Annotated in this window: 29 protein-coding genes and 3 tRNA genes; 21 read left to right on the top strand and 11 right to left on the bottom strand. The window is 67.9% G+C overall.

Features of this window, described 5'->3' with window-relative positions; translation table 11 throughout:
- Positions 1-17: 17 nt before the first annotated feature.
- Positions 18-989: a prephenate dehydrogenase gene (locus tag ABZV91_RS02735; protein ID WP_355234326.1), complete on the bottom strand. Its 972-nt coding sequence runs from the start codon at positions 987-989 to the stop codon at positions 18-20.
- Positions 990-1,047: 58 nt separating this feature from the next.
- On the opposite strand from ABZV91_RS02735, the gene ABZV91_RS02730 reads away from it, so the two are divergent.
- The 3 genes from ABZV91_RS02730 (at position 1,048) to ABZV91_RS02720 (ending at position 2,276) form a co-directional block, all read left to right on the top strand.
- Positions 1,048-1,587, top strand: a complete 540-nt coding sequence (locus ABZV91_RS02730; protein ID WP_355234323.1) for a tRNA adenosine deaminase-associated protein — start codon at positions 1,048-1,050, stop codon at positions 1,585-1,587.
- A 28-nt stretch (positions 1,588-1,615) separates the two neighbouring features.
- Positions 1,616-2,050: a nucleoside deaminase gene (locus tag ABZV91_RS02725; protein WP_355234439.1), complete on the top strand. Its 435-nt coding sequence runs from the start codon at positions 1,616-1,618 to the stop codon at positions 2,048-2,050.
- Between the two features lie 138 nt (positions 2,051-2,188).
- Positions 2,189-2,276, top strand: a tRNA-Ser gene (locus ABZV91_RS02720).
- Positions 2,277-2,316: 40 nt separating this feature from the next.
- Here ABZV91_RS02720 and ABZV91_RS02715 read toward each other — a convergent pair.
- Together ABZV91_RS02715 and ABZV91_RS02710 are read right to left on the bottom strand one after the other, a co-directional pair.
- Complete coding sequence (locus tag ABZV91_RS02715) at positions 2,317-3,468, bottom strand: site-specific integrase (protein WP_355234320.1); 1,152 nt, start codon at positions 3,466-3,468, stop codon at positions 2,317-2,319.
- Entirely contained in the window at positions 3,455-4,114 is a 660-nt protein-coding gene (locus ABZV91_RS02710) for a helix-turn-helix transcriptional regulator (protein ID WP_355234317.1), read from the bottom strand. The genes ABZV91_RS02715 and ABZV91_RS02710 overlap by 14 nt, the downstream gene beginning before the upstream one ends.
- Positions 4,115-4,180: 66 nt before the next feature.
- On the opposite strand from ABZV91_RS02710, the gene ABZV91_RS02705 reads away from it, so the two are divergent.
- From ABZV91_RS02705 to ABZV91_RS02665, 9 genes are all read left to right on the top strand, one after another.
- Positions 4,181-4,432 carry a helix-turn-helix domain-containing protein gene (locus ABZV91_RS02705; protein ID WP_355234314.1) on the top strand — a complete coding sequence of 84 codons (252 nt, stop codon included), beginning with the start codon at positions 4,181-4,183 and terminating at the stop codon, positions 4,430-4,432.
- 83 nt (positions 4,433-4,515) lie between these two features.
- The gene (locus ABZV91_RS02700) at positions 4,516-4,944 is read left to right on the top strand and encodes a hypothetical protein (protein WP_355234311.1); all 429 of its coding nucleotides are present in this window, start codon (positions 4,516-4,518) and stop codon (positions 4,942-4,944) included.
- Positions 4,945-5,318: 374 nt separating this feature from the next.
- The gene (locus ABZV91_RS02695; protein ID WP_355234308.1) at positions 5,319-6,860 is read left to right on the top strand and encodes an AAA family ATPase; all 1,542 of its coding nucleotides are present in this window, start codon (positions 5,319-5,321) and stop codon (positions 6,858-6,860) included.
- Positions 6,847-7,188 (top strand): hypothetical protein, encoded by a 342-nt coding sequence (locus ABZV91_RS02690; protein WP_355234305.1) that lies wholly within the window; start codon positions 6,847-6,849, stop codon positions 7,186-7,188. Before ABZV91_RS02695 ends, ABZV91_RS02690 begins: the two co-directional genes overlap by 14 nt.
- Before the next feature lie 4 nt (positions 7,189-7,192).
- Entirely contained in the window at positions 7,193-7,387 is a 195-nt protein-coding gene (locus ABZV91_RS02685; protein WP_355234302.1) for a hypothetical protein, read from the top strand.
- Entirely contained in the window at positions 7,384-8,154 is a 771-nt protein-coding gene (locus tag ABZV91_RS02680) for a hypothetical protein (RefSeq protein WP_355234299.1), read from the top strand. The genes ABZV91_RS02685 and ABZV91_RS02680 overlap by 4 nt, the downstream gene beginning before the upstream one ends.
- A gap of 23 nt (positions 8,155-8,177) precedes the next feature.
- Positions 8,178-8,843, top strand: coding sequence for a hypothetical protein (locus ABZV91_RS02675; RefSeq protein ID WP_355234296.1), 666 nt, complete (start codon positions 8,178-8,180; stop codon positions 8,841-8,843).
- A gap of 84 nt (positions 8,844-8,927) precedes the next feature.
- A complete protein-coding gene (locus ABZV91_RS02670) occupies positions 8,928-9,284 on the top strand; it encodes a terminase (RefSeq protein WP_355234293.1) in 357 nt (118 codons plus the stop codon).
- A 35-nt stretch (positions 9,285-9,319) separates the two neighbouring features.
- Complete coding sequence (locus ABZV91_RS02665; protein ID WP_355234290.1) at positions 9,320-9,490, top strand: hypothetical protein; 171 nt, start codon at positions 9,320-9,322, stop codon at positions 9,488-9,490.
- A gap of 237 nt (positions 9,491-9,727) precedes the next feature.
- Here ABZV91_RS02665 and ABZV91_RS02660 read toward each other — a convergent pair whose 3' ends face one another.
- On the bottom strand, positions 9,728-10,888 hold the full coding sequence (locus ABZV91_RS02660) for a helix-turn-helix transcriptional regulator (RefSeq protein WP_355234287.1): 1,161 nt from the start codon (positions 10,886-10,888) through the stop codon (positions 9,728-9,730).
- 163 nt (positions 10,889-11,051) lie between these two features.
- Between ABZV91_RS02660 and ABZV91_RS02655 the strand changes: the two genes are divergently transcribed.
- The gene (locus tag ABZV91_RS02655) at positions 11,052-11,378 is read left to right on the top strand and encodes a hypothetical protein (RefSeq protein WP_355234284.1); all 327 of its coding nucleotides are present in this window, start codon (positions 11,052-11,054) and stop codon (positions 11,376-11,378) included.
- 550 nt (positions 11,379-11,928) lie between these two features.
- Here ABZV91_RS02655 and ABZV91_RS02650 read toward each other — a convergent pair.
- Positions 11,929-12,735, bottom strand: a complete 807-nt coding sequence (locus ABZV91_RS02650; RefSeq protein ID WP_355234281.1) for a ferredoxin reductase — start codon at positions 12,733-12,735, stop codon at positions 11,929-11,931.
- A gap of 174 nt (positions 12,736-12,909) precedes the next feature.
- Between ABZV91_RS02650 and ABZV91_RS02645 the strand changes: the two genes are divergently transcribed.
- The 3 genes from ABZV91_RS02645 (at position 12,910) to ABZV91_RS02635 (ending at position 15,107) form a co-directional block, all read left to right on the top strand.
- Positions 12,910-13,521, top strand: a complete 612-nt coding sequence (locus tag ABZV91_RS02645) for a TetR family transcriptional regulator (RefSeq protein WP_355234278.1) — start codon at positions 12,910-12,912, stop codon at positions 13,519-13,521.
- 63 nt (positions 13,522-13,584) lie between these two features.
- Positions 13,585-14,106: a bleomycin resistance protein gene (locus tag ABZV91_RS02640; RefSeq protein WP_355234275.1), complete on the top strand. Its 522-nt coding sequence runs from the start codon at positions 13,585-13,587 to the stop codon at positions 14,104-14,106.
- Between the two features lie 128 nt (positions 14,107-14,234).
- Positions 14,235-15,107, top strand: a complete 873-nt coding sequence (locus ABZV91_RS02635) for a hypothetical protein (RefSeq protein ID WP_355234272.1) — start codon at positions 14,235-14,237, stop codon at positions 15,105-15,107.
- Positions 15,108-15,161: 54 nt separating this feature from the next.
- Here ABZV91_RS02635 and ABZV91_RS02630 read toward each other — a convergent pair whose 3' ends face one another.
- Together ABZV91_RS02630 and ABZV91_RS02625 are read right to left on the bottom strand one after the other, a co-directional pair.
- Positions 15,162-16,427 carry an APC family permease gene (locus tag ABZV91_RS02630; RefSeq protein WP_355234269.1) on the bottom strand — a complete coding sequence of 422 codons (1,266 nt, stop codon included), beginning with the start codon at positions 16,425-16,427 and terminating at the stop codon, positions 15,162-15,164.
- 100 nt (positions 16,428-16,527) lie between these two features.
- A complete protein-coding gene (locus tag ABZV91_RS02625; protein ID WP_355234266.1) occupies positions 16,528-16,830 on the bottom strand; it encodes a hypothetical protein in 303 nt (100 codons plus the stop codon).
- Between the two features lie 169 nt (positions 16,831-16,999).
- Here ABZV91_RS02625 and ABZV91_RS02620 point away from each other — a divergent pair, with 169 nt between their 5' ends.
- On the top strand, positions 17,000-17,179 hold the full coding sequence (locus tag ABZV91_RS02620; RefSeq protein ID WP_355234263.1) for a hypothetical protein: 180 nt from the start codon (positions 17,000-17,002) through the stop codon (positions 17,177-17,179).
- 201 nt (positions 17,180-17,380) lie between these two features.
- Here ABZV91_RS02620 and ABZV91_RS02615 read toward each other — a convergent pair.
- From ABZV91_RS02615 to ABZV91_RS02605, 3 genes are all read right to left on the bottom strand, one after another.
- Positions 17,381-17,453, bottom strand: a tRNA-Arg gene (locus tag ABZV91_RS02615).
- Between the two features lie 36 nt (positions 17,454-17,489).
- Positions 17,490-17,579, bottom strand: a tRNA-Ser gene (locus ABZV91_RS02610).
- 92 nt (positions 17,580-17,671) lie between these two features.
- Positions 17,672-18,409 carry a dienelactone hydrolase family protein gene (locus ABZV91_RS02605; protein WP_355234260.1) on the bottom strand — a complete coding sequence of 246 codons (738 nt, stop codon included), beginning with the start codon at positions 18,407-18,409 and terminating at the stop codon, positions 17,672-17,674.
- Between the two features lie 94 nt (positions 18,410-18,503).
- Between ABZV91_RS02605 and hisC the strand changes: the two genes are divergently transcribed.
- On the top strand, positions 18,504-19,583 hold the full coding sequence (gene hisC / locus ABZV91_RS02600; RefSeq protein WP_355234257.1) for a histidinol-phosphate transaminase: 1,080 nt from the start codon (positions 18,504-18,506) through the stop codon (positions 19,581-19,583).
- Between the two features lie 8 nt (positions 19,584-19,591).
- On the opposite strand, the gene ABZV91_RS02595 is transcribed toward hisC, so the two are convergent.
- Positions 19,592-20,656, bottom strand: a complete 1,065-nt coding sequence (locus tag ABZV91_RS02595) for an alpha/beta hydrolase family protein (protein WP_355234254.1) — start codon at positions 20,654-20,656, stop codon at positions 19,592-19,594.
- Between the two features lie 305 nt (positions 20,657-20,961).
- Here ABZV91_RS02595 and dcm point away from each other — a divergent pair, with 305 nt between their 5' ends.
- From dcm to ABZV91_RS02580, 3 genes are read left to right on the top strand one after another with little or no spacing between them, the layout of a single operon-like run.
- The gene (dcm, locus tag ABZV91_RS02590; RefSeq protein WP_355234436.1) at positions 20,962-22,095 is read left to right on the top strand and encodes a DNA (cytosine-5-)-methyltransferase; all 1,134 of its coding nucleotides are present in this window, start codon (positions 20,962-20,964) and stop codon (positions 22,093-22,095) included.
- Complete coding sequence (locus ABZV91_RS02585; protein WP_355234251.1) at positions 22,092-22,550, top strand: very short patch repair endonuclease; 459 nt, start codon at positions 22,092-22,094, stop codon at positions 22,548-22,550. Before dcm ends, ABZV91_RS02585 begins: the two co-directional genes overlap by 4 nt.
- A 28-nt stretch (positions 22,551-22,578) precedes the next feature.
- Positions 22,579-23,298 carry a maleylpyruvate isomerase family mycothiol-dependent enzyme gene (locus ABZV91_RS02580; protein ID WP_355234248.1) on the top strand — a complete coding sequence of 240 codons (720 nt, stop codon included), beginning with the start codon at positions 22,579-22,581 and terminating at the stop codon, positions 23,296-23,298.
- The last annotated feature ends 162 nt before the right edge of the window (positions 23,299-23,460 follow it).

Genomic DNA, 23,460 nt, shown 5'->3' with positions numbered 1-23,460 from the left:
GTCGCACCCGCGTGTGGTCAGACCTCGGCGGCCGGCTGGATCGCGAGGCGGGTGATGACCCCGCCTGCCCGGCCCGCTTCCTGTAGCTTCTCCAGCCACCCCGCCGCGCCGGGGGAGATCTCGGTGATCTCCCAGCGTTCGGCCGTTTCGTAGCGCTGCCGGGCGGCATGACCGGCCGTGGTGAGGTCGGCGAGGGAGGTCCGCGCGCTCAGGGACTCCCTGGCCTCACCCAGCGCGGTCAGCGTCTCGTCCAGCACTGCCAGCAGCGCCTCGGAGTTGGGTTCGCAGATCGCCCGAACCAGATCGGGGGCGGTGCCCGCGACCCGCGTGCCGTCCCGGAACGACCCCGCCGCCAGACCGAGCGCGAGGTCTCCGCCGCGGGCCCCGGCCACTGCCAGGGCCTCGGCGAGCACATGCGGTAGATGGGAGATCCGGGCCACGGCGCGGTCGTGTTCGGAGGCGGTCACCGGGACGGCCACCGCGCCGCAGTCCAGAGCCAGCCGCGTGACGCGCGTCCAGGCGCCGGCGTCGGTGCCCGGGTCCACCCCGACCGCCCACGCCGCCCCGCGGAAAAGTTCCGGATCGGTTGCCTGCCATCCCGATTCGGTGGTGCCCGCCATCGGGTGCCCGCCGACGTAGCGGGCTTCGAGCCCGTAGCGGCGCACCGCGGCCGCGACAGGGGCCTTCACACTCACCACATCGGTCAGCGCGCACTCCGGCGCGTGTTCGGCGATCGCGTCGAGCAACGCGGGTATCGCCGGCATCGGCACCGCGACCACGATGAGCGCATCGGCCGCGGCGGCCCGGCGCAATACCGCCGCGAGGTCGTCGCCGACATCGAAACCCGAGGCCCGGGCCGCCGCCACGCCCGGCGCCGAGCGGTTGTATCCCCAGCAGGTCCGGCCGGCCGCGGCCGCCGCACGCAGCAGCGACCCGCCGATCAAACCGGTTCCGAGAACACAGAGCGCCGTATGGTCGTCAGCAGTCACCGGAACAGATTCGCATACGACTTCATCTAACGGCCTCGGGCCGACTACCGTTGCGCCCATGGCAGCACAGCGCTCGGGGACGAACAAGGCGACGTCGGACGATTACGACGACGTGGAAGGGTTCGCGGTGGCTGTTGTCCGGGAAGACGGTACCTGGCGGTGCACTCCGTTGACCTCGGCCGCGCTCACCACCCTGTCGGCCGCGGAGAACGAGCTGAAAGCCCTGCGCTCCTCCGGCGCGGTCTTCGGACTCCTCGATGTCGACGACGAGTTCTTCATCGTGGTCCGGCCCGCGCCCAGCGGTACCCGGCTGCTGGTGTCGGACGCGACCGCGGCGATCGACTACGACATCGCCGCCGATGTCCTCGAGGAACTCCACATCGACATCCCCGATATCGATCCCGACGAACTCGACGATGTCGAACCCTGGGAAGAGGGAGACCTGGGCATCCTGGCCGATCTGGGCCTGCCCGAACCGGTGTTCAGTGTGATCCTCGCCGAGACCGATCTCTATCCCGACGAGCAACTCGCGATGATCGCCCAGCGGCTGGGGTTCGCGTCGGAGTTCTCCGCGGTGCTCGACAAACTGCCCCGCTGAGGTGAGCGTCCCGCTCGCCGATATCGAGATGGTGCGTACGGCTCTCGCCGTCGCCGCCACCGCCGACCCGCGGGATGTACCCGTGGGCGCGGTGGTCTTCGACAGCCGGGGCCGGGAGCTGGCCCGCGCCACCAATGCCCGCGAGGCCTCCGGCGACCCGACCGCGCATGCCGAAGTGCTGGCCCTGCGCCGCGCGGCCGCGGTCCACGGCGACGGCTGGCGGCTCACCGGCACCACCCTCGCGGTGACCCTGGAGCCGTGCACCATGTGCGCCGGCGCGCTGGTGGCGGCCCGGGTGGATCGGTTGCTGTTCGGGGCCTGGGAGCCGAAGACGGGAGCGGTCGGTTCGCTGTGGGATGTGGTCCGCGACCGGCGGCTCAACCATCGTCCCCAGGTGCGCGGCGGGATCCTGGAAATCGAATGCGCGGCGATACTGGACGATTTCTTCCGGTCCCAGCGCTGAGCGCCTCCCGTCGAGCTCGTCCGGCGTCTCGCCCGAGCAGGCTCCGGAGGCCGAGTGCCGCGCGGGATGCCGTTCCGGAGATTCGCAGGTCGGGCCCCCGATTTAGGGATATCGGGCTGTTCCGGTATCGTTGCGGGCGGTGGCGTGTCCGAGCGGCCTAAGGAGCACGCCTCGAAAGCGTGTGAGGGGTAACCCCCCTCCGAGGGTTCAAATCCCTCCGCCACCGCTTCAGCCCTTCGCCTGTTTTCGCAGGTGGAGGGCTTTTTTCATGCCGACCCGGCGGCTGCACCGACCGTTTTGGGCACAGTTTGGGCACACTTGGAATTCAGGGCCTCCGCCACCGCGTCCAAATCCGAATCGAACAAGTCGGCATACACCCTCAGCGTGACGGATGGATCACCGTGTCCGAGCATCCGTGCCAGGGCAAGGACGTTCACCCCGGCGCTGATCGCCAGCGACGCGCACGAGTGCCGTAGATCGTGCGGGGTGATCTTCTGCACCCCGGCCCGCTTCACTGCGCCTGCGAACCATCCGCCGCTGGACTTTGGGCGCGGTAGGTAGTCGGTGCCGTTGCCGAACACCAGCGCGTCACGGCCGCGGCCCTCGCACTGCACGGCCAGTTCGTCTAGGACGAATTGGGGTACCGGGACAGACCGGTCCTTGCGGCTCTTGGTGAGCCCTTCCGCATGGTCGACGCCCAGCTGTACGGCGTTGTCGTGGACGCTGAGCCGTCGCCGTAGGAACTGGATATCCCGGACCCGCAGCGCGACCGCCTCACCCCATCTGATGCCTGTGTAGCTCAACGTGAGGACGAGTGCCCGGTGCTGCCCGGACTCCGCGGCCAGTCTCGCCACATCTTCGGCGCTCAGGTAGACGTGCCGCTTGTTGGTCTTGCGCGGCAGGTTCTCCACTCCACGGGCCGGATTCGACCTCAGCCGCTTCGCCTTCACCGCGGTATCCAGAATCCCGGCGAGTACCCCGTACGCGCGGATCACGGTGGTTGCACCGCTGCCCTGCCTGGTGATTTTCTCCGGGTCGGCCGGATCGAGTACCGGGCGCCCCATATCGGCTATCCAGGTCTCCACCGCGTCCAGCTCGATGTCGGCGACGGCCACGTCTCCCCACCGCGGCTGGACGTGAATCCGCCACGCTGATTCGAGGGTGCGATAGTTCGACTTGGCTACGTCGATTTCTTTGCGCTGCAACCACTTTGGCGCCAGTTCGGCCACCGTGATACGGCCAAGGCTCGGCTGTACGTAGTCGCCGGTCAGCTTGGAGACCTCCACGGTGCTCATGAACCGTTCGGCGTCCAGCTTCCGCCGGAAACCGCGCTTCTTTGTCTGCTTCCCGCTCGGCATCCGGTAGCGGACGAGGTACCGCCGGCCGGATTTCGTCTCGTACGGCTCAATCGTTGCCATTGGAAATGGCCTGTCTGATCTCGTCTTTGAGGACGCGCGCTATTCGTCCGCGCTTCTGTGCATTCGCCCCGTCTCCCGCGAGTGCATCGCGCTGCTCCGAGAACGACTTACCCCACAGGCGCAAGGACGCATCGAAAAGCTCTTCGACGGTGATCCCGAGGTCACGGGCAACACGACTCTCTGCTTGGGTCGCATGGCTCGCCTTACGGATCGCGCCGATTGATGCTGCCCCGGACCTGCGCGCCATATCGGTAACCGACCCCATGGCCTCAACCATTGAGGCCATTACATCAGGCATGTCGCCGGACCGCAGATCGACAGGGTGGCCGCTGGCAAACTCCCTTACCGCATCTGCGGTAATGACGAGATCCCCGCCGATACGGATGTGATCATCTCCGGCGAGTAGGTCTTCAGCTATGGATACGGGCCGGCCGAGTAGTTCCGTGAACGATTGCGCCAGCAGGATGAGGGTCGGCAGCGTTGGGCTCACCTTGCCTCGTTCAAGTTCGGATATTCGGCCCGGCGACCATTTCAGGCCGACCATGCGCGCAGCGGCTGCTACGTCGTCCGTCCTCAGATCTCCTCGTAGCTCCCTTGCGTTCCGTCCGACGATCTCGGCGATGGTCGGTGCGCGGCTCTCGTCCATGGGCTCTGAGAGTAGACGAAAAAACGTATCTTGACATCACGGATGGCTACATGCTCTGATCTCAATATGTACGAAATTCCAAACCTCATGAGAAGTGGCGCGCTGGACAGCGCATCCTTGCCGCCCGAGCTGACGATCATTCCCGCCGGCGTCGCCGCGAAAATCCTCGGCATGTCCGCCGAAGGGCTCGCCCAGATGCGGTACCGCGGCACTGGCCCGGATTACGTGAAACGAGGCCGCCGGGTTTTCTACCGCCCCGCCGATATCGCGGCGTACCTCGAGGCGAACACCGTCAAGGCCAACCAGGGCGCCGTCTGATGTCCCCTGAATGCCCCCAGGACCCGGCCGAGTTGCTGCTCGACCGGGCCAACGAAACCCGCTCACACCAAGAGGGAGTCTCTGTGCCCGACCATACCAAGCCCGTCCCGTTCCGTCCCGGTGACCGGGTACGCAGCCGCATCTCCGGTCTCACGGGTGAGCTGCTGCCCGCCGCCGGTGACGGGTTCGCCCGGTTCCGCGCCGAGGGAAGCGGCCTGACTGTCGTCTGCCGCCCCGAAGACCTGGAAGCCATCGACCATCGCGCCGACCTCGCCGAGCTCGCCGAGCGGGAATCGACCGAGGTCTACTGCCGCATGTTCGCCACCGCCCGCGCAGCCGGGATGACGGATGCGCAGCTGGCGGCCCGTTCCGGAGTGCCGGAACACATCATCTCCGCGGTCGGTGACGGTGACGAGGAATTGACCGTCACTCAATTGGTGCTGCTGGCGCTGGCGCTGGGCGTCCGTCCCAGCGAGTGGTTCCATTCCGACGATGCGGAGGTGACCCGGTGACCCGGAATAGCCCCGCGGTGCAGGCCGCGCTTGACGAGTGGCGGAAGGGATACCGGCCCGACTCGTGGGCCGAACGGATCCTTCGGTCCCGGTTCCGGTCCGAGCTCGAAATCAGCTTGGCGCAGTTGGTCCGTGTCGTCGAGGCCGGGGGCGATGAGCTGACGGTCCTGCAGGACGTCCAGAGCTTCGCTGAGTACGTCGGTCGGCTCGATGCCGATCTACGCCGGTCGCTGGCCGGTGACCGTCACCCGGGAACGGAAGACGCTCGAGCTGCCCCGATCCGCCGCGCTTCGTAATTCCCCACGCATGGAAACGGCCCGCCCCCGAGGTGGTGGGGCGGGCCGCCTGAACCCAGTACAGAAAGGAGGTGCCGAATGACCGACGAGTTCACGGTATCGGCGCCCGGCGAAGACGAGGACCGCAATCGGACCACGGCCGCGCGGAAGCTGCCGGAGCCGACCGCTCACTGTGCCGGGCATCAGCACCACGTTCGCGAGTGCCCAGAGTGCTACGTCGCGGCCGAGGTTCAGCAGATACGGATGCGGAAGGCACGCGAGCGCGAACAGGCGCGCGTGGGGTTCCGGTCGGTCCGGCTCTCCACGTTCGCCGATGAGTCCGACGACGTTCCGGTGTGGGCATGGAATCACGGTGGCAAGGGCCGGATCGCGGTCGGAACGCTCGCTCTGTTCGCTGGCCGGCCCGGGGCGGGAAAGTCGACGGGTGGGCGGTACATGGCCGCTCAAGTGAGTAACGGCACCCTCGAAGGGCATTGGTTCGGCCGACCGGTGAACGTCGCCTATATCGCGGCTGAGGAGTCAGCGCGGTACGTGGTCAAACCCGGCCTACGCGCCGCGGGTGCGGATCTTCGCCGGGTATTCATGCCGCGGGTAGAACTCGACGGCGAAGAGGTCCGGTTCCTGTCGTCGCATGACATGGCCGACTTGACCCGCGAGTTGAACGACCATGACGTGAGACTGGTTGTCGTCGACCCGCTGATGTCGACCATCGGCTCACGCACCGATATCAACCGCAACAACGAGGTCCGTTCCCTGATCGAGCCGTGGGCCAAGCTCGCCGAGGACATCGACGGTGTGGTCCTCGGTATCGCGCATCTCAACAAGTCCGGGAACGGTGATGTCGTCGCCGGCATCAACGGGTCATCGGCGTTCGGTGAGGTCGCCCGAGCGGTATTCGGGTTCGCCAAGGACCCGGAATCCGAAACCGGTGACCGGATCATGTCACAGGAGAAGAACTCCATCGGCGAAGAGGATCTGGCGCTGACGTACCGGATCGAGTCGACCACCGTGACGACAGACTCGGGTCGTACCGCGGAGGTGGGTCGGTTCGTCATCGTCGGTGACTCCGACAAGACGGTCGGTGACGTTCTCCGGTTCCAGCCGAAGGCCACCACCGAAGGCGCCGGGAACACCGAGATTGATTCCTGGTTGATCGAACTGCTCAAGAATGGGCCGGTTCTCGCGAAGGATGTCTACACAGCGGCCGATGGTGTCGGGCATTCCACCGACAAGGCCAAGCGTGCGAAGTCGCGGATCAACAAGGCCCGCGGCGAGGAGTTTATCGAGGCGTACCAGCCGGAGATTCCCGGCCCATGGATGTGGCGTCGCAAGGATGTTCCCGAGACCCCCCAGGGAGCAAGCGAGCGTCCAGAGAGCCCCGACACCGAGAAGGCTGCTCCCTGGCTCCCTGGCGCTCCCTGGGAGGTCAGCGGGGGTGCGGAGGATGGGGAAAATTCCCCAGGGAGCCAGGGAGCAAGGGAGCAAGGGTCTACGCGCGAGACCAACGTGACTCCGCTCGATGCCGCCCGCGCGTCCGATCGGCAGCACCAGAAACCCCGGCGCCGGATCACCCGCGGGGGCCGTCCCAGAGACCGGAGGCGCACCGATGACGCTTCGTGAGGATGAACTCAAGGCGTGCCGATACGCCGTGTCCGAGATGCTGCGCGCCCGGCGCCGGATGGGTGCCCCGGTCCCGGAATGGCTCAGGCGCATCGACACCCGCCTCGACGCCGAACTGGTCGAATGTGCGTCCCGCACCGGACACGACACCGGCACGGCCGACCGAAACTCGGAAGTGATCGGAGTGACGGAAGCCGCCCGGCTACTCGGGTGCACCGCCCGCCACGTCCGCCGCCTGGCCGCCGACCTCGACGGGCAACGCGCCGGACGGGCATGGGTGTTCGACCGCCGCACCGTCACCGAATACGCCCGAGGAAGAACGGAGTAACCCAATGGCAGATCTGTCCATCCTGCGCGACGCCGCCGGCGCCTACTGCGCATCCATGACCACCACCGAGTGGGAAGCGTTCGCCGCCAGCGTCCGCGAGCCCGGAGAGGCCGGCACCACCAAGCCCGACAGCCTGGAAGGTAAGCAGGCCCGCGCCACCGACGCCTTCCGCCGCGCGAAGAGGGGAACCAAGCCGTGAGCGAGTTCCGCAACAACCAGCCGCAGTACACCGCGCACAAGACATGGGACGCACTCACCCGACGCGGCATCACCATGCCCGCACAGGTGACCGAAGCCATGGACCTGCTCACCTACGTCGAATCGGTGAAGCCCCGCAACGACGTCGACCATGCGCCCATCGCTGAGGCCTACCTCAACCGTGAGCCTGCCGAGCAGATCGCACAGAAAGCGGCCGTCATGTACGCCGCGGGACTCCAGTTCTCCGCCTGGTCCAACGCACGCGACCGTGCCGCGCGGGGCGTGCTCGAGGCACTGCGCTTCAACCATGACGAACTGGTGGCCGGCATGGCCGAGCTCGCCGCACCGCTCATCGAGGCAATCGAACACGTTGCCCGACTCGATACGCACAGCGTCGACGCCCTGGTCGTGGCCGGCCGCAACGATGATGCCCGCATCCTGGCCGAGTTGCAGACCACCGTGGCCGAGTTGAAAGCGCTGTACGAGTTGCGCCGCGTCACCACACCACCCGGATTCCGGTACGCCTCTGGCGCTATCGACTGCGGGGAATGGCAGGACCCACGCAAGGTCACCCACGCCAGCGGCGCCAACCCGCACAGCTACTACGTGCACGGCGTGCAGCTGGGCGGACGGCTGTGGTTCCCCACCGTCGGCGAGGCTGAGAGCACGGCCCGCAATATCCGCGCGGCTGTCGAGCACGACCGCCAGACCGAGGAAGCCGCGGGATTCACCGAGCGCGTCCGCCGGTTCGGTGCCGCACACGCATAGGCACCGCGGACGGAGGAGAGCTGATGGTTGAGCGTGACTGGTATCCCGACCTCCCCGAAAAGGTGGTCGGGTTCCGCCTCGATGGCATCCGACCGAACGGCACCATCGGGTTCTACGGGGCGCCGGAGAGTACGTGCCCCCGCATCGGTGACCGTCCAGTGGATGGGTGGAAATGGACACCGGCAGCATTCTGCGTCCAGCCCGAGCACTCGACGGTCCCTCCCCACGTCTCGCCGTACCGCCGATGCAAATGCGGGTGGTTCGTCACCACCGACATGCAGGAGCTGTCCGAGTACACCACCGCTGGGTACGGGCTGGATGTCAGCTGCACGACAGTCGACTACATCCAACGCCGGCCGGTCGTAGTTGAGGTCACGGCACACGGGCCGAAGATGGCCGCGGGCCGTGACGATCCGCTGTCCACCTTCCGTGCCACATGGGTATCACTCAATGGCCGATGCTGGATCCGCGATGACATCCCACAGGAGACCGTGAAGCGGACTCAAGGCCTGTTCCCGTTCCTCAAGATCGAACGGTTCCACCACCTGTCCGAGGTGCCCGCGATGGTCGAGCGCACGCAGACGGCATATCAGCCATCGCAAAAGCGTGAGTGGTTTCCGATCGTGGACGAGTGGGACAACGGCGACATCTCTGACCTGGATCTGTTCGGGTACGAGCCTGGGGGGTGAGGCCCGGCAGGCCCGGCTCGCCTCCCTCGGCGTAGGCGAGCCCTCCCCCCGCGATTTCAAACCAATCGACCCTTGGAGGCTGATTTGGCAGACATACCTGCTGCTCCGCGTGGCCTTCGGGCCCCGGGAAAGCGGCTGTGGAAGTGGTACAACGAGCAGTTCGAACTATCGGAAGGCGAGATAGGTCTGCTGCGTGAGGTGTGCCGGACCGCCGATGCGATCGACCAGTTACAGCTGGTGCTGGACCGTGACGGGGTGCTGGGCGAGTCCTCCCAAGGTGTCCGGGTCCATCCCGCTCTGCCGGAGTTGAGGCAACAGCGGATCACATTCGCTCGGCTGCTGGCCGCGCTGAAGTTGAACGAGCCGGAAGACGACGCCGAAGGTCTGCCGGCGGGCCGTGCGCCGCGGGGTGTGTATGGGATTCGGGGTGCGGTGTCATGAGGCGCCGACCGCCACCGGATGATGTGGTGCCCCCGATGTTGCGCAAGCCTTCGGCGTGGCCGTCGCGGCCGGAGTGGATGCAGGCACGGCAGGACTGGATAGATGCCGGGAACAACTGGCCCGGGGGCGAGGTCGCGGAGTTCGCCGAGGTGCTGGAGGTACTGCGCGCCGCCCCGGATGAGCCGTGGGACGGCACCGGGTATTGACCCGGCCATGCACCCCCAAGCCGCCCGGCCGGGCGCCCCATGGGCGTAGGCGCTCTGGCTGGTTACGGGTCTGGGGATTTCGGGGTCGGTCTGGTCGACACCCTTTTGCGAGGTCCCGTCAGGACCTGGCAACCGCGTCGATATTCAACATGGTTGAGGATGTGCGGCGGCCGCACACCCTTTTCGGTGGATCCACCAAAAACCGCCCTGCCGTCCGCCCGGCGGACATCAGGAATGTCACAGTGACGTTCCGAGCCAGGACGCGAACCCGACCAGGCCCTCACTCTGTCTCCGCTGTGCTGCTGCGATTCCGTGAACCGTCTCCCTGACCGACGGGTGTAGTCGGGTCTGCTGCGGTGCGGCAAGCCGAGCTTTGTTCAACGCGCTGAGTGCCTTATCCGGCTTCCCGGACATCAGCCACGCACGGGCGTTGTCCTGCCAGTGGTGCGCTACCCGGGTCCGTGGCGCGTCGTCCGGGTATGTGAGCTTCGCGCCCTCGATCGCGGCGCGGTTCGGATCTCCGGCTTCCAACTCGACCTCATGAGCGTGGATCTCGGCATTCAGCGGCCCGAAGCTCACCAGGTAATCGTCCGTCTCACCGGTCCGGGCGGCCATCTCCCGCGCTGCCTCGATGTGGTCGGACGCCCCGGAGTAATTCAGCTTCCTTGCCTCGTTCACCGCGCCGGCGAGATGGGAGTATCCGCCCAGGATCAACCCGCGGCGTGACTCGTCGGCCGACGATATCGCCGACTCGATGAGCTGGCCGGCCACTTCGGATTCCCCGTAGTGCGTGAGCACCCGGGCACGGGCAAGGATGGAGAACGCCCCCCAGTTCGTATCATCCCCCATCGGCGCGTAGGTATCGGCCAGGTCCAGCGCGGGCAGCGTGAGCAGCAGGTGACCGGTGCGCCGGGCCGACCACTCCGCGAGCACGTAGGCCGCAGTCAGCAGGGTGTAGGCGTGTGCCTTGTGGTCCCCGGACATCTCGCGGGTTGCGCCGTGTAGACGTCGGATGATCCCCGGCAATACCTCGATGGTCTGGCGGGTGCGGTCGCGGCGGTAGAGCTGCTGTGCGGCGAACAGATCGGCCTCGAGCTGCGCCAGCGTCCCCGGTTCCTCGGCACGGGCGTAGCGTCCTTCGGTCAGCAGAATCGAGAGCTCGTTCACGGCATCGGAGAGCGGGCGGCCGTCGTCGTACGGCGCGCCGGTCAGCTGCTCCGGGGTGACCCGTAGAACCCGCGCAACCGCGGAGATGAAGCCGGGGGAGGCAGGCTCCCGTCCTTGCTCCACTGCCTTAACCATGCTCAGGCTGTACGCCGCCCGCGCTGCCAATGCTCGTTGGCTGAGGCCGGCCAATTTGCGTTCGGATGCGACCCGCTGGCCTACGTTCTCGCCCATGTCCCGAGGGTAGATCGATACTGCGCCGCTGTCCCCTCGCTGTCCCTCTGGCCCCTTGCCGGAAGCGAATCTTTCTGGCAGCGCTCGCCGCCGGGCTGATACCCCGACCACCTCGGCGGCGGGTGCCTTCAATCTGCAGGGGTCGGGGCGCAAGGGGTATGCGATGGTCGGGGAACTGCCAAAGGCGGTCGGGTTCATCAATAAACGGGTGGACGGCTACGGCGCCGATCTCCACCGAGTCGCCGAGAGCGGCGGCTACAGGCTCGTCTGGACTGTCCAGGTCGATGTCGGCACGCTTCCGGCCTCGCTCATCCTGGCGTCGACAGTGATGGAGCACAATGCGCAGGCGGTCATCGTGCCCAACTTCGCCCATATCGACTCGATGAGACATGTCATCACCGATATGTGCGCCCTGGTCACGCCGATGTACCACTATCCGCGCGGGTACCGGTGGCCACTGCATGACCCCGAGGGTGGCCATCTCCGATGACGGGCCACGGTCTCGCCCTGGTCCTGCTCTCCCTCGGGCTGGCCTGGTTCGCCGTGGTGATGTTCCGGGCGTAGGGAATTCACCTGGTCGCCCAGCTTGCCGAGGTCGACAACCTGGGCGTAAATCAGGAATCTGATATATCGACTGGCCGGGGTACTCACCACCGAGTACCCCGGCAGATCATTTTGTCGGCGCCAGCAAAATGACCTGCTGGAGTTCTTCGGCGTTCGCCGCAATAGTGACCCGTGGGCACATTTTGGGCACAACTGGGCACGATCCGGGGTGATTTACAGTGACTTACACTGATGTGTTTTCGCTGGTAGGGGAGATATCGATACCCTGATCAGGACGCCGGAAAGGGTTCAAATCCCTCCGCCACCGCTTCAGCCCCTTACCTGCGACAGGTGAGGGGCTTTTTCTCGTCGTGGCCGTCCGTCGACCGCTGTGTTTCGCGGACCGGATAGGCCGTTGTTCCGGCTGTGGGTAGTGGACGGTGCCCGGGCGCTACGGCGCGGTCATCCGCGGAACGAGGCGCCCCCGGGTGGATCGGTCACCGGCACGGCCGGGACGGTATCGCTGCCGGGGCCGGATCGGCGCGGGTGGCCGGGCAGCGCTCCAGATGCAGTGTGCAGGTGGGGTTCACCCGGGGCAGGGCGCGCGCGGCGGCTTCCTGCATGGGAGTGGGGCCGCAGACATAAACGGCCGCATGCGGGTTCGCGCGGGCGAGGATCTCCTCCATATCCGGGGCTCCGAATTCGTCGTCCGGCCGGATGACCGCGCCGGGGAGCCGGTCGAGAAAAGGCATCGACTCCCGGCTGCGGCCGATGTAGACGAGACTGCCGCGTCGGCCGGCCGCCCGGGCCATGGGGAGGATGGGGGTGATTCCCATACCGCCGGCGACGAAGAAGTACTCCGGCGCGTCGATGAACGGGAAGGTGTGCCGAGGTCCGTGGACCCGCAGCGCGTCACCGCTGCGGAGGCTTTCGTGGATCTCGATCGAGCCGCCGTTGCCGTGTGGCATGAGCCGGACGGCGATGCGGTAGGCGGATCGGTCACCGGGGTCGCCGCACAGTGAGTACTGGCGACGGCGTCCGGACGGGAGAGACAGTTCCAGGTGGGCGCCCGGTAACCAGGCGGGTAACGGATCGCCGTCGGCATCCACCAGTACCACGGTCACCACGTCCACGGTCTTGCGCCGGATCGCGGCGACCACGAGCCTGCGGTTGAACCCACTGTGGCAGAGCACCTTCGAGTGCGGCAGCAGTGAGGCGGGCCGGTGGGCGACGAATATCGAGCGGCAGACGTCCACGGCCGTGCCGATCATCTGGAAACCGCGAGCCGGTACCTGGGTGCCCATCAGTTGCCTCCCGATAGTCGGGATGTACGACGCACCAGAGTGAAACAAGCGGCTGCTTGGCTGGTCTGCACCATTCGGCGAATGTACATGGCAACATAATTAATAGCAATGTTGCAATATTGCGAGTGCCCGATAGGTGTTTGCGCTCACGCGGTACTTGCTAGCGTTAACTGCATGTCCGCCGCGTATACATCGTCACCCGGACTGCAGGACGGTATCGAGGCTCGCATTCTGGACGCGGCGTTGATCAGATTCAGCGAGTTCGGCGTCAAGAAGACGACTATTGAAGACATCGCCCGGCAGGCCGGTGTCGACCGCGTCACCATATACCGCCGCATCGGCTCCCGCGACGACGTGGTGCAGGCGGTCGTGAGCCGGGAGGTAGCCGGAGTCCTCATCGAGGTCGACGCCATCTCCACCCGGCACACCACTCTGGCCGACCTGATCGCCGACATATTCGTGACAGTCGTCACACGATGGCGGGATCATCCGCTGGTCAAGCGGATGCTGACCGTCGAACCGGAACGCATTCTGGAGAAACTGACCGTGGAGGGCGGTCCGGTCTTCGCCATGTCGGTGGCGGCCGCCCATACCGCCCTGTGCCGGGCCGCGGACGCGGGACTGTTCACCGAACCCGCCGATCTGCTGACCCGGGCGGAAGTGGCGTGCCGACTGGTGCACTCGTTCATCCTCTGCCCGTCGGGCCTGGTGCCCTTGGAATCCGACGAGCAACTGGACGAATTCGCCCGCACCTACGTGGTTCCCATCGTGGCTTCCGAGCGGTGAGGAATCACCCGGCCGGCGGCACAGCGGACGGTAACTGACCGCAACGGGTGTCATGCTCGCGCCATGACCACTCCACCTCTGATCATCCCCGTGTCCGAACTCGGCAACGGTTACGGGAGCCTCAATGCCTTCGCCGCGGTCAAGGGCCCCGGTGGCGCCCGGGCCTTCATCGAGTTCCTCGGTGCGGTGTTCGACGCGGCGGAGACCCCGGAGGCACACGCGGTCGATACCGACGGCCTGCTGATCCACGCCGAGGTACGGATCGGCGACTCCTGCCTGATGGTGGTGGACTCCAAACCGGACTGGGTGTTCACCCCCGCACTGCTCCAGGTCAATGTGGCCGACTGCGACGAGATACTGCGGCGGGCCGCTGCGCGGGGAGCGCGGATCATCACCGAGACCACGCCGTTCTACGGGGCTTCCTCCCTCGCCCGCTTCGTCGATCCGTGGCGCAATGTGTGGTGGTTGTTCGGGCCCGCGATCGAGAACGCGCCGGAACCGACCTGGGATCCGGACGCGGCGACGGAAGAGTCCGAGGTCCATGCGACCATCTGCCTGGCCATGCGCGATTGTCCGCGCCGGTGAGCTCGGCACCGTAGTTCGCGAGCGGCGGTGCGGGATGCTCGGTCGGCGCCGATAGCGGCAGCGTCACGGTTACGGCGCGGATCGGGCAAAACGCCGGGCAGCGCGTGCCGCCCTGGAGAATCGAAGGTATGACCGGTCTCGTCCTGACGCCCGAACGCCGCACCGAATTGGCCGCGTTGCTCGACGACGAGGCCCGGTTACGGACCGCTTACCCGAAGGTCGCCGAGTATCTGGCCACCGCGCCGCTGCTGGACGGGACCGGCGATCCCCACGCCGACGCGGCCTTCGACCTGCGGTTCGTGCACTACATGACCGGAGGCGAATCCGAGTCGGGCAATCCGTACTGGGATATCGTCGGCCCGGCCGCCGAGCCTGCCGGCGACCGGCGGGTCGTCGACGGCGGCAACCCGCGGGGCAGTGTGCGACTGGGGTTCGCCCAGACGATCCTGCAGGCCGTCTACGCATACGCGATACCGTCGCCGGAGACACTGGACTGGATAGTTGCCTTCGGCGCGGGACGCCCCGTGGTCGAGTTGGGGGCGGGCCGCGGCTACTGGGCCAAACTGCTCGCCGACCGGGGCGTCACGATGACCGCGTTGGACTCCGCGCCCCCGGACACCACCGAGAACGTGTCCTTTCCCGGAAGCGCCGGGAATCCGGCGGTGTGGTTCCCGGTCGGCGCGGCCGAGGGGTTCGCGGCCGGGTTGACCGAGGAATCGGTCCTGTTCCTGTGCTGGCCTCCGGGCTGGGGCGATCGGATGGCGTCGACCGCCCTCGAACTCTTCGAGTCCCGGGGCGGCCGGCGCCTGATCTACGTGGGCGAGCCGCGAGGTGGCAAAACCGGCGACGACGCCTTCTTCGGTCGCCTCGCGGCCGGGTGGTCGCTGGAATCCGTGGACGAGCGGCACGTCTGCTGGTGGAACCTGGGCGATATCGCACAGGGGTGGGTTCGGAACGGGAGTACCCCGCACGGCCATTCGACCTTCTTCCGCGGCGGCTGATTCGGGTCGACCCCGTAGGGCTGGGCAGGTGGATATGGCCCTGCGGTTCGTCGGTTACCGTGCCCCGGCACGTATCACGTAGACCGCCACCCCCACAGCGGTAGCCGCCACGCCGGAAGCCACTGCCGTCCAGGGCAGGGTGAAGGCCAGTACCAGGCATCCGGCCAGGCCGAGGACCGGGATCAGGCGCGGTGGCCGGTTCTCGGCCGGGGTCAGGGTCCGGGCCGAGGCGTTGGCGACGGCGTAGTACAGGAGCACGCCGAAGGAAGAGAACCCGATGACCGAACGCACATCGGCGGTCGCGGCGACCACCGCGACGACCACCCCGACGCCTATCTCGGCGCGGTGCGGCACCCCGAACCGGGGGTGCACCGCCGAGAGCGCTCCGGGCAGATACCGGTCGCGCGCCATGGCCAGCACGGTGCGCGAGACCCCCAGGGTCAAGGCGAGCAGTGAGCCGAGCGCCGCCGCGGCGGCGCCGGCGCGGACCGCGGGTTCCAGCCAGGTCACGCCGGTGGCGCGCACGGCCTGGGTGAGGGGCGCGGTCGTCTCTGCCAGCTGCCCGGGGCCCAGCACGCCCAGCGCGGCCACCGCGACTACTGCGTAGACGGCCAGCGTGATGGCCAGCGCGAGTGGAATCGCCCGCGGAATCGTGCGAGAAGGCTCGCGTATCTCCTCGGCCAGGGTGGCGATACGCGCGTAGCCGGCGAACGCGAAGAACAGCAGCCCGGCGGACTGCAGGATCCCGCCGACGGTCACCTCGTCGCCGAACGCGAGCCGCGCCGTATCGGCGTGCCCGGTGGTGAACGCCGCTACCACCACAGCGGCCAGCACGCCGAGCACGACGGCGACCACGACCCGGGTCAGCAACACCGATTTCTCCACGCCGCGGTAGTTGATCGCGGTCAACGCCACCACGGCGGCGACCGCGACGGCATGGGCACGGTCCGGCCACACATAGGCGCCTACGGTCAGCGCCATCGCGGCGCACGAGGCGGTTTTGCCGACCACGAAACTCCAGCCCGCCGCGAAACCCCAGAACTCCCCGAGCCGCTCCCGGCCGTACACATAGGCGCCGCCGGAAACCGGGTACCGTGCCGCCAGCCGCGCCGACGAGGTGGCGTTGCAGTAGGCGATCACCGCCGCGAGCACCAGCCCCGCCGTCAGTCCGGCTCCGGCTGCCCGCGCGGCGGGTCCGAGCGTGGCGAAGATCCCCGCGCCGATCATCGAGCCCAGGCCGATCACCACCGCATCGGACAGCCCGAGCCGCCCGCGCAGCCCCTCCGGCGGGTGATCCGGACCAGACGGACGCTCGGACACGGTTCTCCTAGCAGAACGCCGAGCAGCGCTCGGACAACCGACGGGCCGATAGGCGAACCAAGGACCCGCCTGCGCTGCCCGGGCGGGCCGCCCGGTGCGCTCAGTCGATCCCGGCGCGATACCGAGTGACCGCTTCCGCTATCCGCCCGCCGTCACCGGCGTCTTCCTGCTCGACGGCCCGGAGCACGTCCGCGATCTTGGCCATGCGCCGCTCCACCCGGTCGCGATAGTTCTCGATATCGGGCTCGTGGTAGCCGGCGACAGCGGACAGGACTTCGTCGAGTTCGGTCGCCACATCGGCCGCCCCCAGTTCCATCAGGCGGTCGCGTACAGCGGTCAGGTCGTCACTCCGGCCGAGCAGTTCCTCGGGTCCCGATTCGGACAGGTTGTTGTCGCCGCTCATGTCTGCATCCTCCCGGCCCGGGTTGTCGTGGAATCGGTCCTCGCCGCCGGTATAACCAATTCCCGGATCGTTATCCCACGGGCCCGTGCTGTGCGGCGAAGGGACGACACGGCCGCGGCACCGCCGTCGCTACCGATGATCGCACACACGTTCGATTATGCTACGAGGTGTGATCGAAATCGGCGACAAGGTGCGTATCGGGGAGTCGGGTGGTTCCGTGTTCGTCGTGCGTGCGATCGATCCGGACGAGGGTCGCGCCGTACTCGAATCGACCGACGAGCACGCGGCCGGCCGGTACCCGTTCTCGATGCCTCTCGGTGCGCTGACTCGCCTCGACGCCGAGGACTGAGCGCGCCGGAGCGGGCCGAGCGATACCGGCCCTGGACCACCGCCGGTCTCGGACCCGGGTACGGATGTCCGAGCAGTGCTCGATCGGCACGCCAGTGGAAAGGAACGGCTCGTTCGTATGGGGAAGAGCGGATTCCGGTGCTCGCACTCGAAACGCCGATCGGCCTCCGATCCGCTTTCGCGGGTCGGAGGCCGATCTCTGTGCGCCCGAAGGGATTCGAACCCCTAACCTTCTGATCCGTAGTCAGATGCTCTATCCGTTGAGCTACGGGCGCGTACGCGTATTCAGTTGTCGCCCGGTTTCCCGGGCGTGGCGGAGGCGAGAGGATTTGAACCTCCGGTCCCCGTGAAGGGACAACTCATTAGCAGTGAGTCCCATTCGGCCGCTCTGGCACGCCTCCTGGAGCCTTCTCTTCGAGGGCACCGGTCCTTTCGAACCGCCGAGCAGAAAGGCTACCCGAGCTTGTATGAAAACTGCAAAACGGCTGGTCGATCAGCGTAGATGGCTGTCGAACCAATCGAATATGCGGGTTCGGGAGTCGATCAGGTCGTCGCCGTCCTCGTCGCCGCCGGGATGGTCGGCGCGATGGAGCAGACCGGGGTAGGTGACCACGAGGCTGGCGACCGCGGCGGTGGCGGTGGCGTCGCGGAGAGCGTCCACATCGTCCGCGGAGGTGTCCGCCTCGGTGCCGAACAGACCCAGCCACGGGGCCTGTAGGCGCGGTGCCGCCATCACCAGTGCTTCGGCCTGATCGGTGATGGGGGTAGTGATGCCGGTGGCGCCCACGCTCACCGCGGCGCCGACGGGACGGTTGGTGGCGACGAGGAAAGTGGCGGTGCCGGCGGTGTCGAACCCGAGCACGCCGATGCAGTCCGGGAAGACGCCCCGGTGGGTGAGCCAGTCGAAACAGGCGTCGAAATCCTCGAAGAGCTCGTCGCCGTACACCCCGGACGACGGCGCGGTGGCGCGGTGGAAGAGGTTCGGGGCGACGACCAGCCACCCCTCGCCCGCGAGGGCCCGCATGAACTCCAGCAACGATCCGGTGAACTCCCGGGCTTCGTGCAACAGAACTATTCCGCCGCGGGCGAAACCTTCCGGTTCGATGACTGTGATGGGCACATGTTCGGCGGGTTTCGGGCTGGTGGCAGCCCCTGTCGGCTCTTGCTCGTGTCCGTTCGCTTCCGGTTCGCCGCGCCGCAGCAGCGCGATATCGTCATAAGTGCCCGACATGTTCCCAGCGTAGGGCGATATCCGGGGACCGGGGAGAATTAGTGGTTGAGCAGCCCGAACGTGGCTCGATCGAGACCGGAACTAAGCTCGTTACGTGACCGCGCACATCCGGCCGGACCTCGATTCCATTCCGGCATACGTTCCCGGCCGCAGCCATCCCGGCGCGGTCAAGCTGGCGAGCAACGAGACCACCATCGGTCCGCTACCCGCCGCGAGCAAAGCCATCGCCGAGGCGGTGGAACTGGCCAACCGCTACCCGGACAATCAGTCCGGCGAACTGCGAGCGGCGCTGGCGGAGTTCCTCGGCGTCGAGCCGGCGAATATCGCGGTCGGTTGCGGAAGCGTGGCGCTGTGCCAGGAATTGGTGCAGATCACCTGCGCGGACCCGACCGACGAGGTGCTCTACGCGTGGCGTTCGTTCGAGGCGTACCCGATCATCACCCAGGTCGGCAACGCGACCGCGGTGACCGTGCCGCTGCGTGACCACGTCCACGATCTGGACGCGCTGGCCGATGCCGTCACCGAGCGGACCCGGCTGGTGTTCGTCTGCAACCCGAACAACCCGACCGGTACCGCCGTCGGCAAGGCGGAGCTGGCACGGTTCCTGGACCGGGTGCCCGGCAATGTCCTGGTCGCGTTGGACGAGGCGTACTACGAGTACCTGCGAGGCACGCCCGGTGATCACCCCGACGGGGTCGAGCTGGCCCGGAACCGGCCGAATGTGGTTGTGCTGCGGACCTTCTCGAAGGCCTACGGGCTGGCGGGTGTGCGGGTCGGGTACGCGGTGGGCGCGCCGGAGGTCATCGCGGCGCTGCTGAAGGTACACATCCCGTTCAGCGTGAGCCGGGTCGCGCAGGCCGCGGCCATCGCCTCCCTGGAGGCCCGGCCCGAACTGCTGGACCGTACCGAGGCGGTGATCGCCGAGCGTGAGCGGATGCGCACCGCGCTGCTGGCGGCGGGCTACCGGGTGCCGGTGAGCGAATCGAACTTCCTGTGGATCACGCTGGACGCCGCGACCGCCGAATTCGCGGAGGCCAGCGCGGCGGCGGGGGTGCTCATCCGCCCGTTCGCCGGTGAGGGGGTCCGGGTGACGGCGGGCGATCCGCACGAGAACGATCTGTTCCTGGGTTTCGCGACCGATCCGAAGACCGCGGCCCGCTTCGCCGGCGCCTGACCGGCGGTTCAGTCGAGTCCGATTCCGCCGGCGATGGTGGGCCACGAGGTGACCAGTTCGTCGGCCCAGTAGGGCCACGAATGGGTGCCGGTCGGGCGGAAGTTGGCCGTGTAGGTGATGCCGAGGGTGTCGAGGCGCTGGGCCAGGCGGCGGGTGCAGAAATCGGTGGCGGCCTCGAGCGGCCCGCCCATCACCACGCTGGTCGGGGTTTCCGGGTTGGCGAGGGTGTCGTGGATACCGGGCCGGCCGCTGCCCACCGAGATGTAGAGCGCTTTGCCGCGCAGCGCGGCGGCGTGCAGGGTCACATCGTGGGCGAGCCAGGCCGGGTCGTCGGGGGCGCCGAACATGTTCTCCGGATCGCCCTTGTAGGTGGAGATGACGACGCGGGCCTGGGCCTGGCCGAGGTCGGTACCGGTGGAGAAGCAGCCGCTGTGCGCGCCGACGGCCGAGTACAGCTCGGGTTTGCGGATGGCGAGCATCATCGCGGCCTCGGCGCCCATCGAGGTGCCGATCACGGCATTGCGGCCGTTCCCCAAGAACCGGGCGTCCAGCAGCGGGGGCAGTTCCTCGGTGAGGAAGGTCTCCCATTTGTTGACGCCGAGCACCGGGTCGGGCTGCTGCCAATCGGTGTAGAAGCTGGCGGGCCCGCCCACGGTGAACACCACATTGACCGGCTTGTCGGCGAAGAACCGGGCGGCGTTGCCGCGGTCGAGCCAATTGTTGCTGTCGGGCTGGGTGCTGCGGCCGTCGAGCATGTAGACGGTGGGACGCGGGGTGCTCCGGTCGGTGGGTAGCAGCACCAGCACCTGCACCGTCCGGTGCATGGCCGGTGAATCGACGAACACCCGCATCAGCCGGTCGGTCACCGGTTCGACACCGATGATCGCGGCGTGCGGCGCCGGGACCGGTTCGGTTCTCTCCACCGGGCCGGGGTCCTCGGCGGAACCGGTATCGGGGCGCGCGGGCGCGGCGTGCAGCGGTCCCGGGACGGCCGCCGCGGCGCCGGGGAGGATCGCACCGGAGAGGGCGAAAGCGCCCGACACCACGGTGGCCAGACCGACACGCAACTTCATGGCGCCCATCCTGCCAGACCTCCGAGCCCGGACCGGGAACCTGAAACCATCAGTGATAAACGCCTTGACCAGGGGTTTATATGGCGTTGTCGCTGAGTAACTCTCGATCAGCACATGATCGACTCGCGGGGCGGGCGCATAGGCGACGGTGGTATATCTCACGGTTGCCCTCCGCACCCGGAGAGCGGCCCGGACGGCGAACGTCCACTCGGGCACCGCGACCCGGTAAGCCGGAAGAATTCGCGGAGTAACCTCCCTTCGGGAGTCGGACCGGATGGAGAGAGGACTTCGTGACGGGCGCGCGGATGGTGGGGCTTTTCGCCGGGATCGGAGGACTCGAACTCGGGCTGTCGGCGCACGGATGGCAGACGGCTCTGCTCTGTGAAATAGACCCGGGCGCACGGGCGGTGCTGGCGAACCGATTCCCCGACGCCGAACTGCATACGGATATCACGCGGCTGCGCGCACTGCCGCCGGATACCGAACTGGTCGCCGCGGGCTTCCCGTGCCAGGACCTGTCACAGGCGGGCCGCACGGCCGGCATCACCGGAACCCGATCGAGTCTGGTGGACCATGTGTTCCGGCTGGTCCGGCGCAAACGCGGGCCGCGCTGGCTGCTCATCGAGAATGTGCCGTTCATGCTGCAGCTCGGTCGCGGGGCGGCCATGCGCCATATCACCGCGGCGCTGGACGAACTCGGCTACACCTGGGCCTACCGGGTGGTGGACGCGCGTGCTTTCGGGCTGCCGCAGCGGCGCAACCGGGTGATCATGCTGGCCTCGCGCACCGAGGATCCACGTACGGTGCTGTTCGCCGACGATGCCGGACCACGACTGCTGGGCTCCCCGGAACACGACCCGTGCGGTTTCTACTGGACCGAGGGTGTGCGCGGCCTGGGATGGGTGGTCAATGCCGTACCGACCCTGAAGGGCGGATCGGGTCTCGGCATCGCCAGCCCGCCCGCGGTACGGCTGCCGTCCGGGGAGATCGTCACGCCGGGGATCACCGACGGAGAGCGGTTGCAGGGTTTCGCGCCCGGCTGGACCGAACCGGCACTGGACACGCCCGGGTTCCGGCCGGGGCAACGCTGGAAACTGGTGGGCAACGCGGTGAGTGTGCGGATGGCGGCGTGGGTCGGCTCCCGGTTGCGTACCCCGGCCGAGCCGATACCGGGGCATATCCCGCTGCCGCCGGGCAGTCCGTGGCCGGGCGCGGCGTGGGGGCGCGCCGGATCGGCGTTCGAGGTGCCGATCTCACCGTGGCCCGTGCACGACCCCTACGAGGACCTGCGATTCTTCCTCGCGGACACCCAGCTGCTGTCGGCCCGGGCCACCGCGGGCTTCCTACGCCGCACCGGGATGGGGTCGCTGCGTTTTCCGGCCGGGTTCCTCGACGATGTGCAGGCCCATCTGGATCGGATGGGAGGCTGGGCGGCATGACCGGCGACCGTTCCGGCCCGTGGCGCCCGCCGACAGACGCGGCGACCAGCGCGCGGATGTCGCGGCAGCGGCGTGCGCACACCGCACCCGAGCTCGCGTTGCGCCGGGAACTGCACCGGCGCGGCCTGCGCTATTTCGTGGACCGCGCGCCGATCCGGGGCCAGCGCCGCCGCGCGGACGTGGTGTTCCCGCGCCGGCGGATCGCGGTCTATGTGGACGGCTGCTTCTGGCATCGCTGCCCCGACCACGCCACCGACCCGAAGAACAATGCCGCCTGGTGGGCGGAGAAACTGGCGGGCAATGTCGCGCGCGACCGGGCCACCGACGCGGCATTGCGGGAGGCGGGCTGGCAGGTCGTCCGGATCTGGGAGCACGAGGATCCGCTGCGAGCCGCCGACCGCGTGCAGGCGGCGCTGGGCGGCGATCCGCCGGAACCGGAAAACGCTGGGCCGTAGGGGTATCGCGGAAGTAGTGTCGGAAGCCGTGCCCAGCGATTTCATCGAACTGCTCACCGCGCGGACGCAGGCGGTCACCGACGCCACCCGTGCGCTGCTCGCCACCGTCGACACTCTGGACGACGCGGCGGTCGCCGCTCCCTCCGCGCTGCCGGGCTGGACCCGGGGCCACGTCCTGACCCATCTTTCCCGCAATGCCGACAGCCTGGTCAACCTGCTGCTCTGGGCGCACACCGGAGTGGAGACCCCGCAGTACGCCAGTGTGGCGCTGCGGGACTCCGATATCGAGGCCGGTGCGCCGCGCCCGCTCGCCGAACAACGCGCCGACCTGGTGGAGTCGGCGGATCGGCTGTCCGGGATGGCCGGAGTGCTCTCCGCCGAGCAATGGCGGGTGGAGGTCCGGACCAGGCAGGGCATCCCGATCGAGGCGACCCGGATTCCGTGGATGCGGTTGCAGGAGGTGCTGATCCACCACCTCGATCTGGACGCCGGTTACACGCACGCGAACTGGCCGCCCGATTTCGTGGCCGAACTGCTGGCCGAGGCCGCCGTCGATCTGGGCGGGCGTGCGGGGGTGCGGTCGTTCACGCTCGACGCGACCGATACGGGTTTCACGGCGATCGTCGGGGCGGGGGAACCCGAACAGGTCGTATCGGGCCCGGCGTCGGCGCTGCTGGCCTGGTTGCTGGGACGCGGCGCGGACAGCGCGCTGCCGCGGCCGCTGCCGGAACTGCCCGCCTGGCGCTGAGTGGGGTTTACCGGCGTTGCCCGTTCGGCGCTGAGTGGGTTTACCGGCGCTGCCCGCCCGTTGCTCCGCAGACGCTGCGTCGGCTGACGGTGTCCGCCCGCCTGGCGCTGCCTGCCCGGCGTCGGCCGCCCGGGCTCTGCATCCGGCGCTGCGCGTTATTGC

Source organism: Nocardia sp. NPDC004568 (assembly GCF_040609955.1).
Lineage (GTDB): Bacteria > Actinomycetota > Actinomycetes > Mycobacteriales > Mycobacteriaceae > Nocardia.
Note: the sequence above shows the minus strand (reverse complement) of the source record. Positions and strands in the feature narration are given on the sequence as shown.

Bases quoted from the DNA above. Each gene is read 5' to 3' on its own strand.
- ABZV91_RS02640 (WP_355234275.1), top strand. From the start codon at position 13,585: ATGACCACTCCACCTCTGATCATCCCCGTGTCCGAACTCGGCAACGGT.
- ABZV91_RS02730 (WP_355234323.1), top strand. From the start codon at position 1,048: ATGGCAGCACAGCGCTCGGGGACGAACAAGGCGACGTCGGACGATTAC.
- ABZV91_RS02605 (WP_355234260.1), bottom strand. From the start codon at position 18,409: ATGTCGGGCACTTATGACGATATCGCGCTGCTGCGGCGCGGCGAACCG.
- ABZV91_RS02690 (WP_355234305.1), top strand. From the start codon at position 6,847: ATGACGCTTCGTGAGGATGAACTCAAGGCGTGCCGATACGCCGTGTCC.
- ABZV91_RS02585 (WP_355234251.1), top strand. From the start codon at position 22,092: ATGACCGGCGACCGTTCCGGCCCGTGGCGCCCGCCGACAGACGCGGCG.
- dcm (WP_355234436.1), top strand. From the start codon at position 20,962: ATGGTGGGGCTTTTCGCCGGGATCGGAGGACTCGAACTCGGGCTGTCG.
- ABZV91_RS02725 (WP_355234439.1), top strand. From the start codon at position 1,616: ATGGTGCGTACGGCTCTCGCCGTCGCCGCCACCGCCGACCCGCGGGAT.
- ABZV91_RS02645 (WP_355234278.1), top strand. From the start codon at position 12,910: ATGTCCGCCGCGTATACATCGTCACCCGGACTGCAGGACGGTATCGAG.
- ABZV91_RS02715 (WP_355234320.1), bottom strand. From the start codon at position 3,468: ATGGCAACGATTGAGCCGTACGAGACGAAATCCGGCCGGCGGTACCTC.
- ABZV91_RS02595 (WP_355234254.1), bottom strand. From the start codon at position 20,656: ATGAAGTTGCGTGTCGGTCTGGCCACCGTGGTGTCGGGCGCTTTCGCC.
- ABZV91_RS02655 (WP_355234284.1), top strand. From the start codon at position 11,052: ATGGTCGGGGAACTGCCAAAGGCGGTCGGGTTCATCAATAAACGGGTG.
- ABZV91_RS02685 (WP_355234302.1), top strand. From the start codon at position 7,193: ATGGCAGATCTGTCCATCCTGCGCGACGCCGCCGGCGCCTACTGCGCA.
- ABZV91_RS02675 (WP_355234296.1), top strand. From the start codon at position 8,178: ATGGTTGAGCGTGACTGGTATCCCGACCTCCCCGAAAAGGTGGTCGGG.
- ABZV91_RS02650 (WP_355234281.1), bottom strand. From the start codon at position 12,735: ATGGGCACCCAGGTACCGGCTCGCGGTTTCCAGATGATCGGCACGGCC.
- ABZV91_RS02695 (WP_355234308.1), top strand. From the start codon at position 5,319: ATGACCGACGAGTTCACGGTATCGGCGCCCGGCGAAGACGAGGACCGC.
- ABZV91_RS02660 (WP_355234287.1), bottom strand. From the start codon at position 10,888: ATGGGCGAGAACGTAGGCCAGCGGGTCGCATCCGAACGCAAATTGGCC.
- ABZV91_RS02705 (WP_355234314.1), top strand. From the start codon at position 4,181: ATGTACGAAATTCCAAACCTCATGAGAAGTGGCGCGCTGGACAGCGCA.
- ABZV91_RS02635 (WP_355234272.1), top strand. From the start codon at position 14,235: ATGACCGGTCTCGTCCTGACGCCCGAACGCCGCACCGAATTGGCCGCG.
- ABZV91_RS02710 (WP_355234317.1), bottom strand. From the start codon at position 4,114: ATGGACGAGAGCCGCGCACCGACCATCGCCGAGATCGTCGGACGGAAC.
- ABZV91_RS02665 (WP_355234290.1), top strand. From the start codon at position 9,320: ATGTTGCGCAAGCCTTCGGCGTGGCCGTCGCGGCCGGAGTGGATGCAG.
- ABZV91_RS02625 (WP_355234266.1), bottom strand. From the start codon at position 16,830: ATGAGCGGCGACAACAACCTGTCCGAATCGGGACCCGAGGAACTGCTC.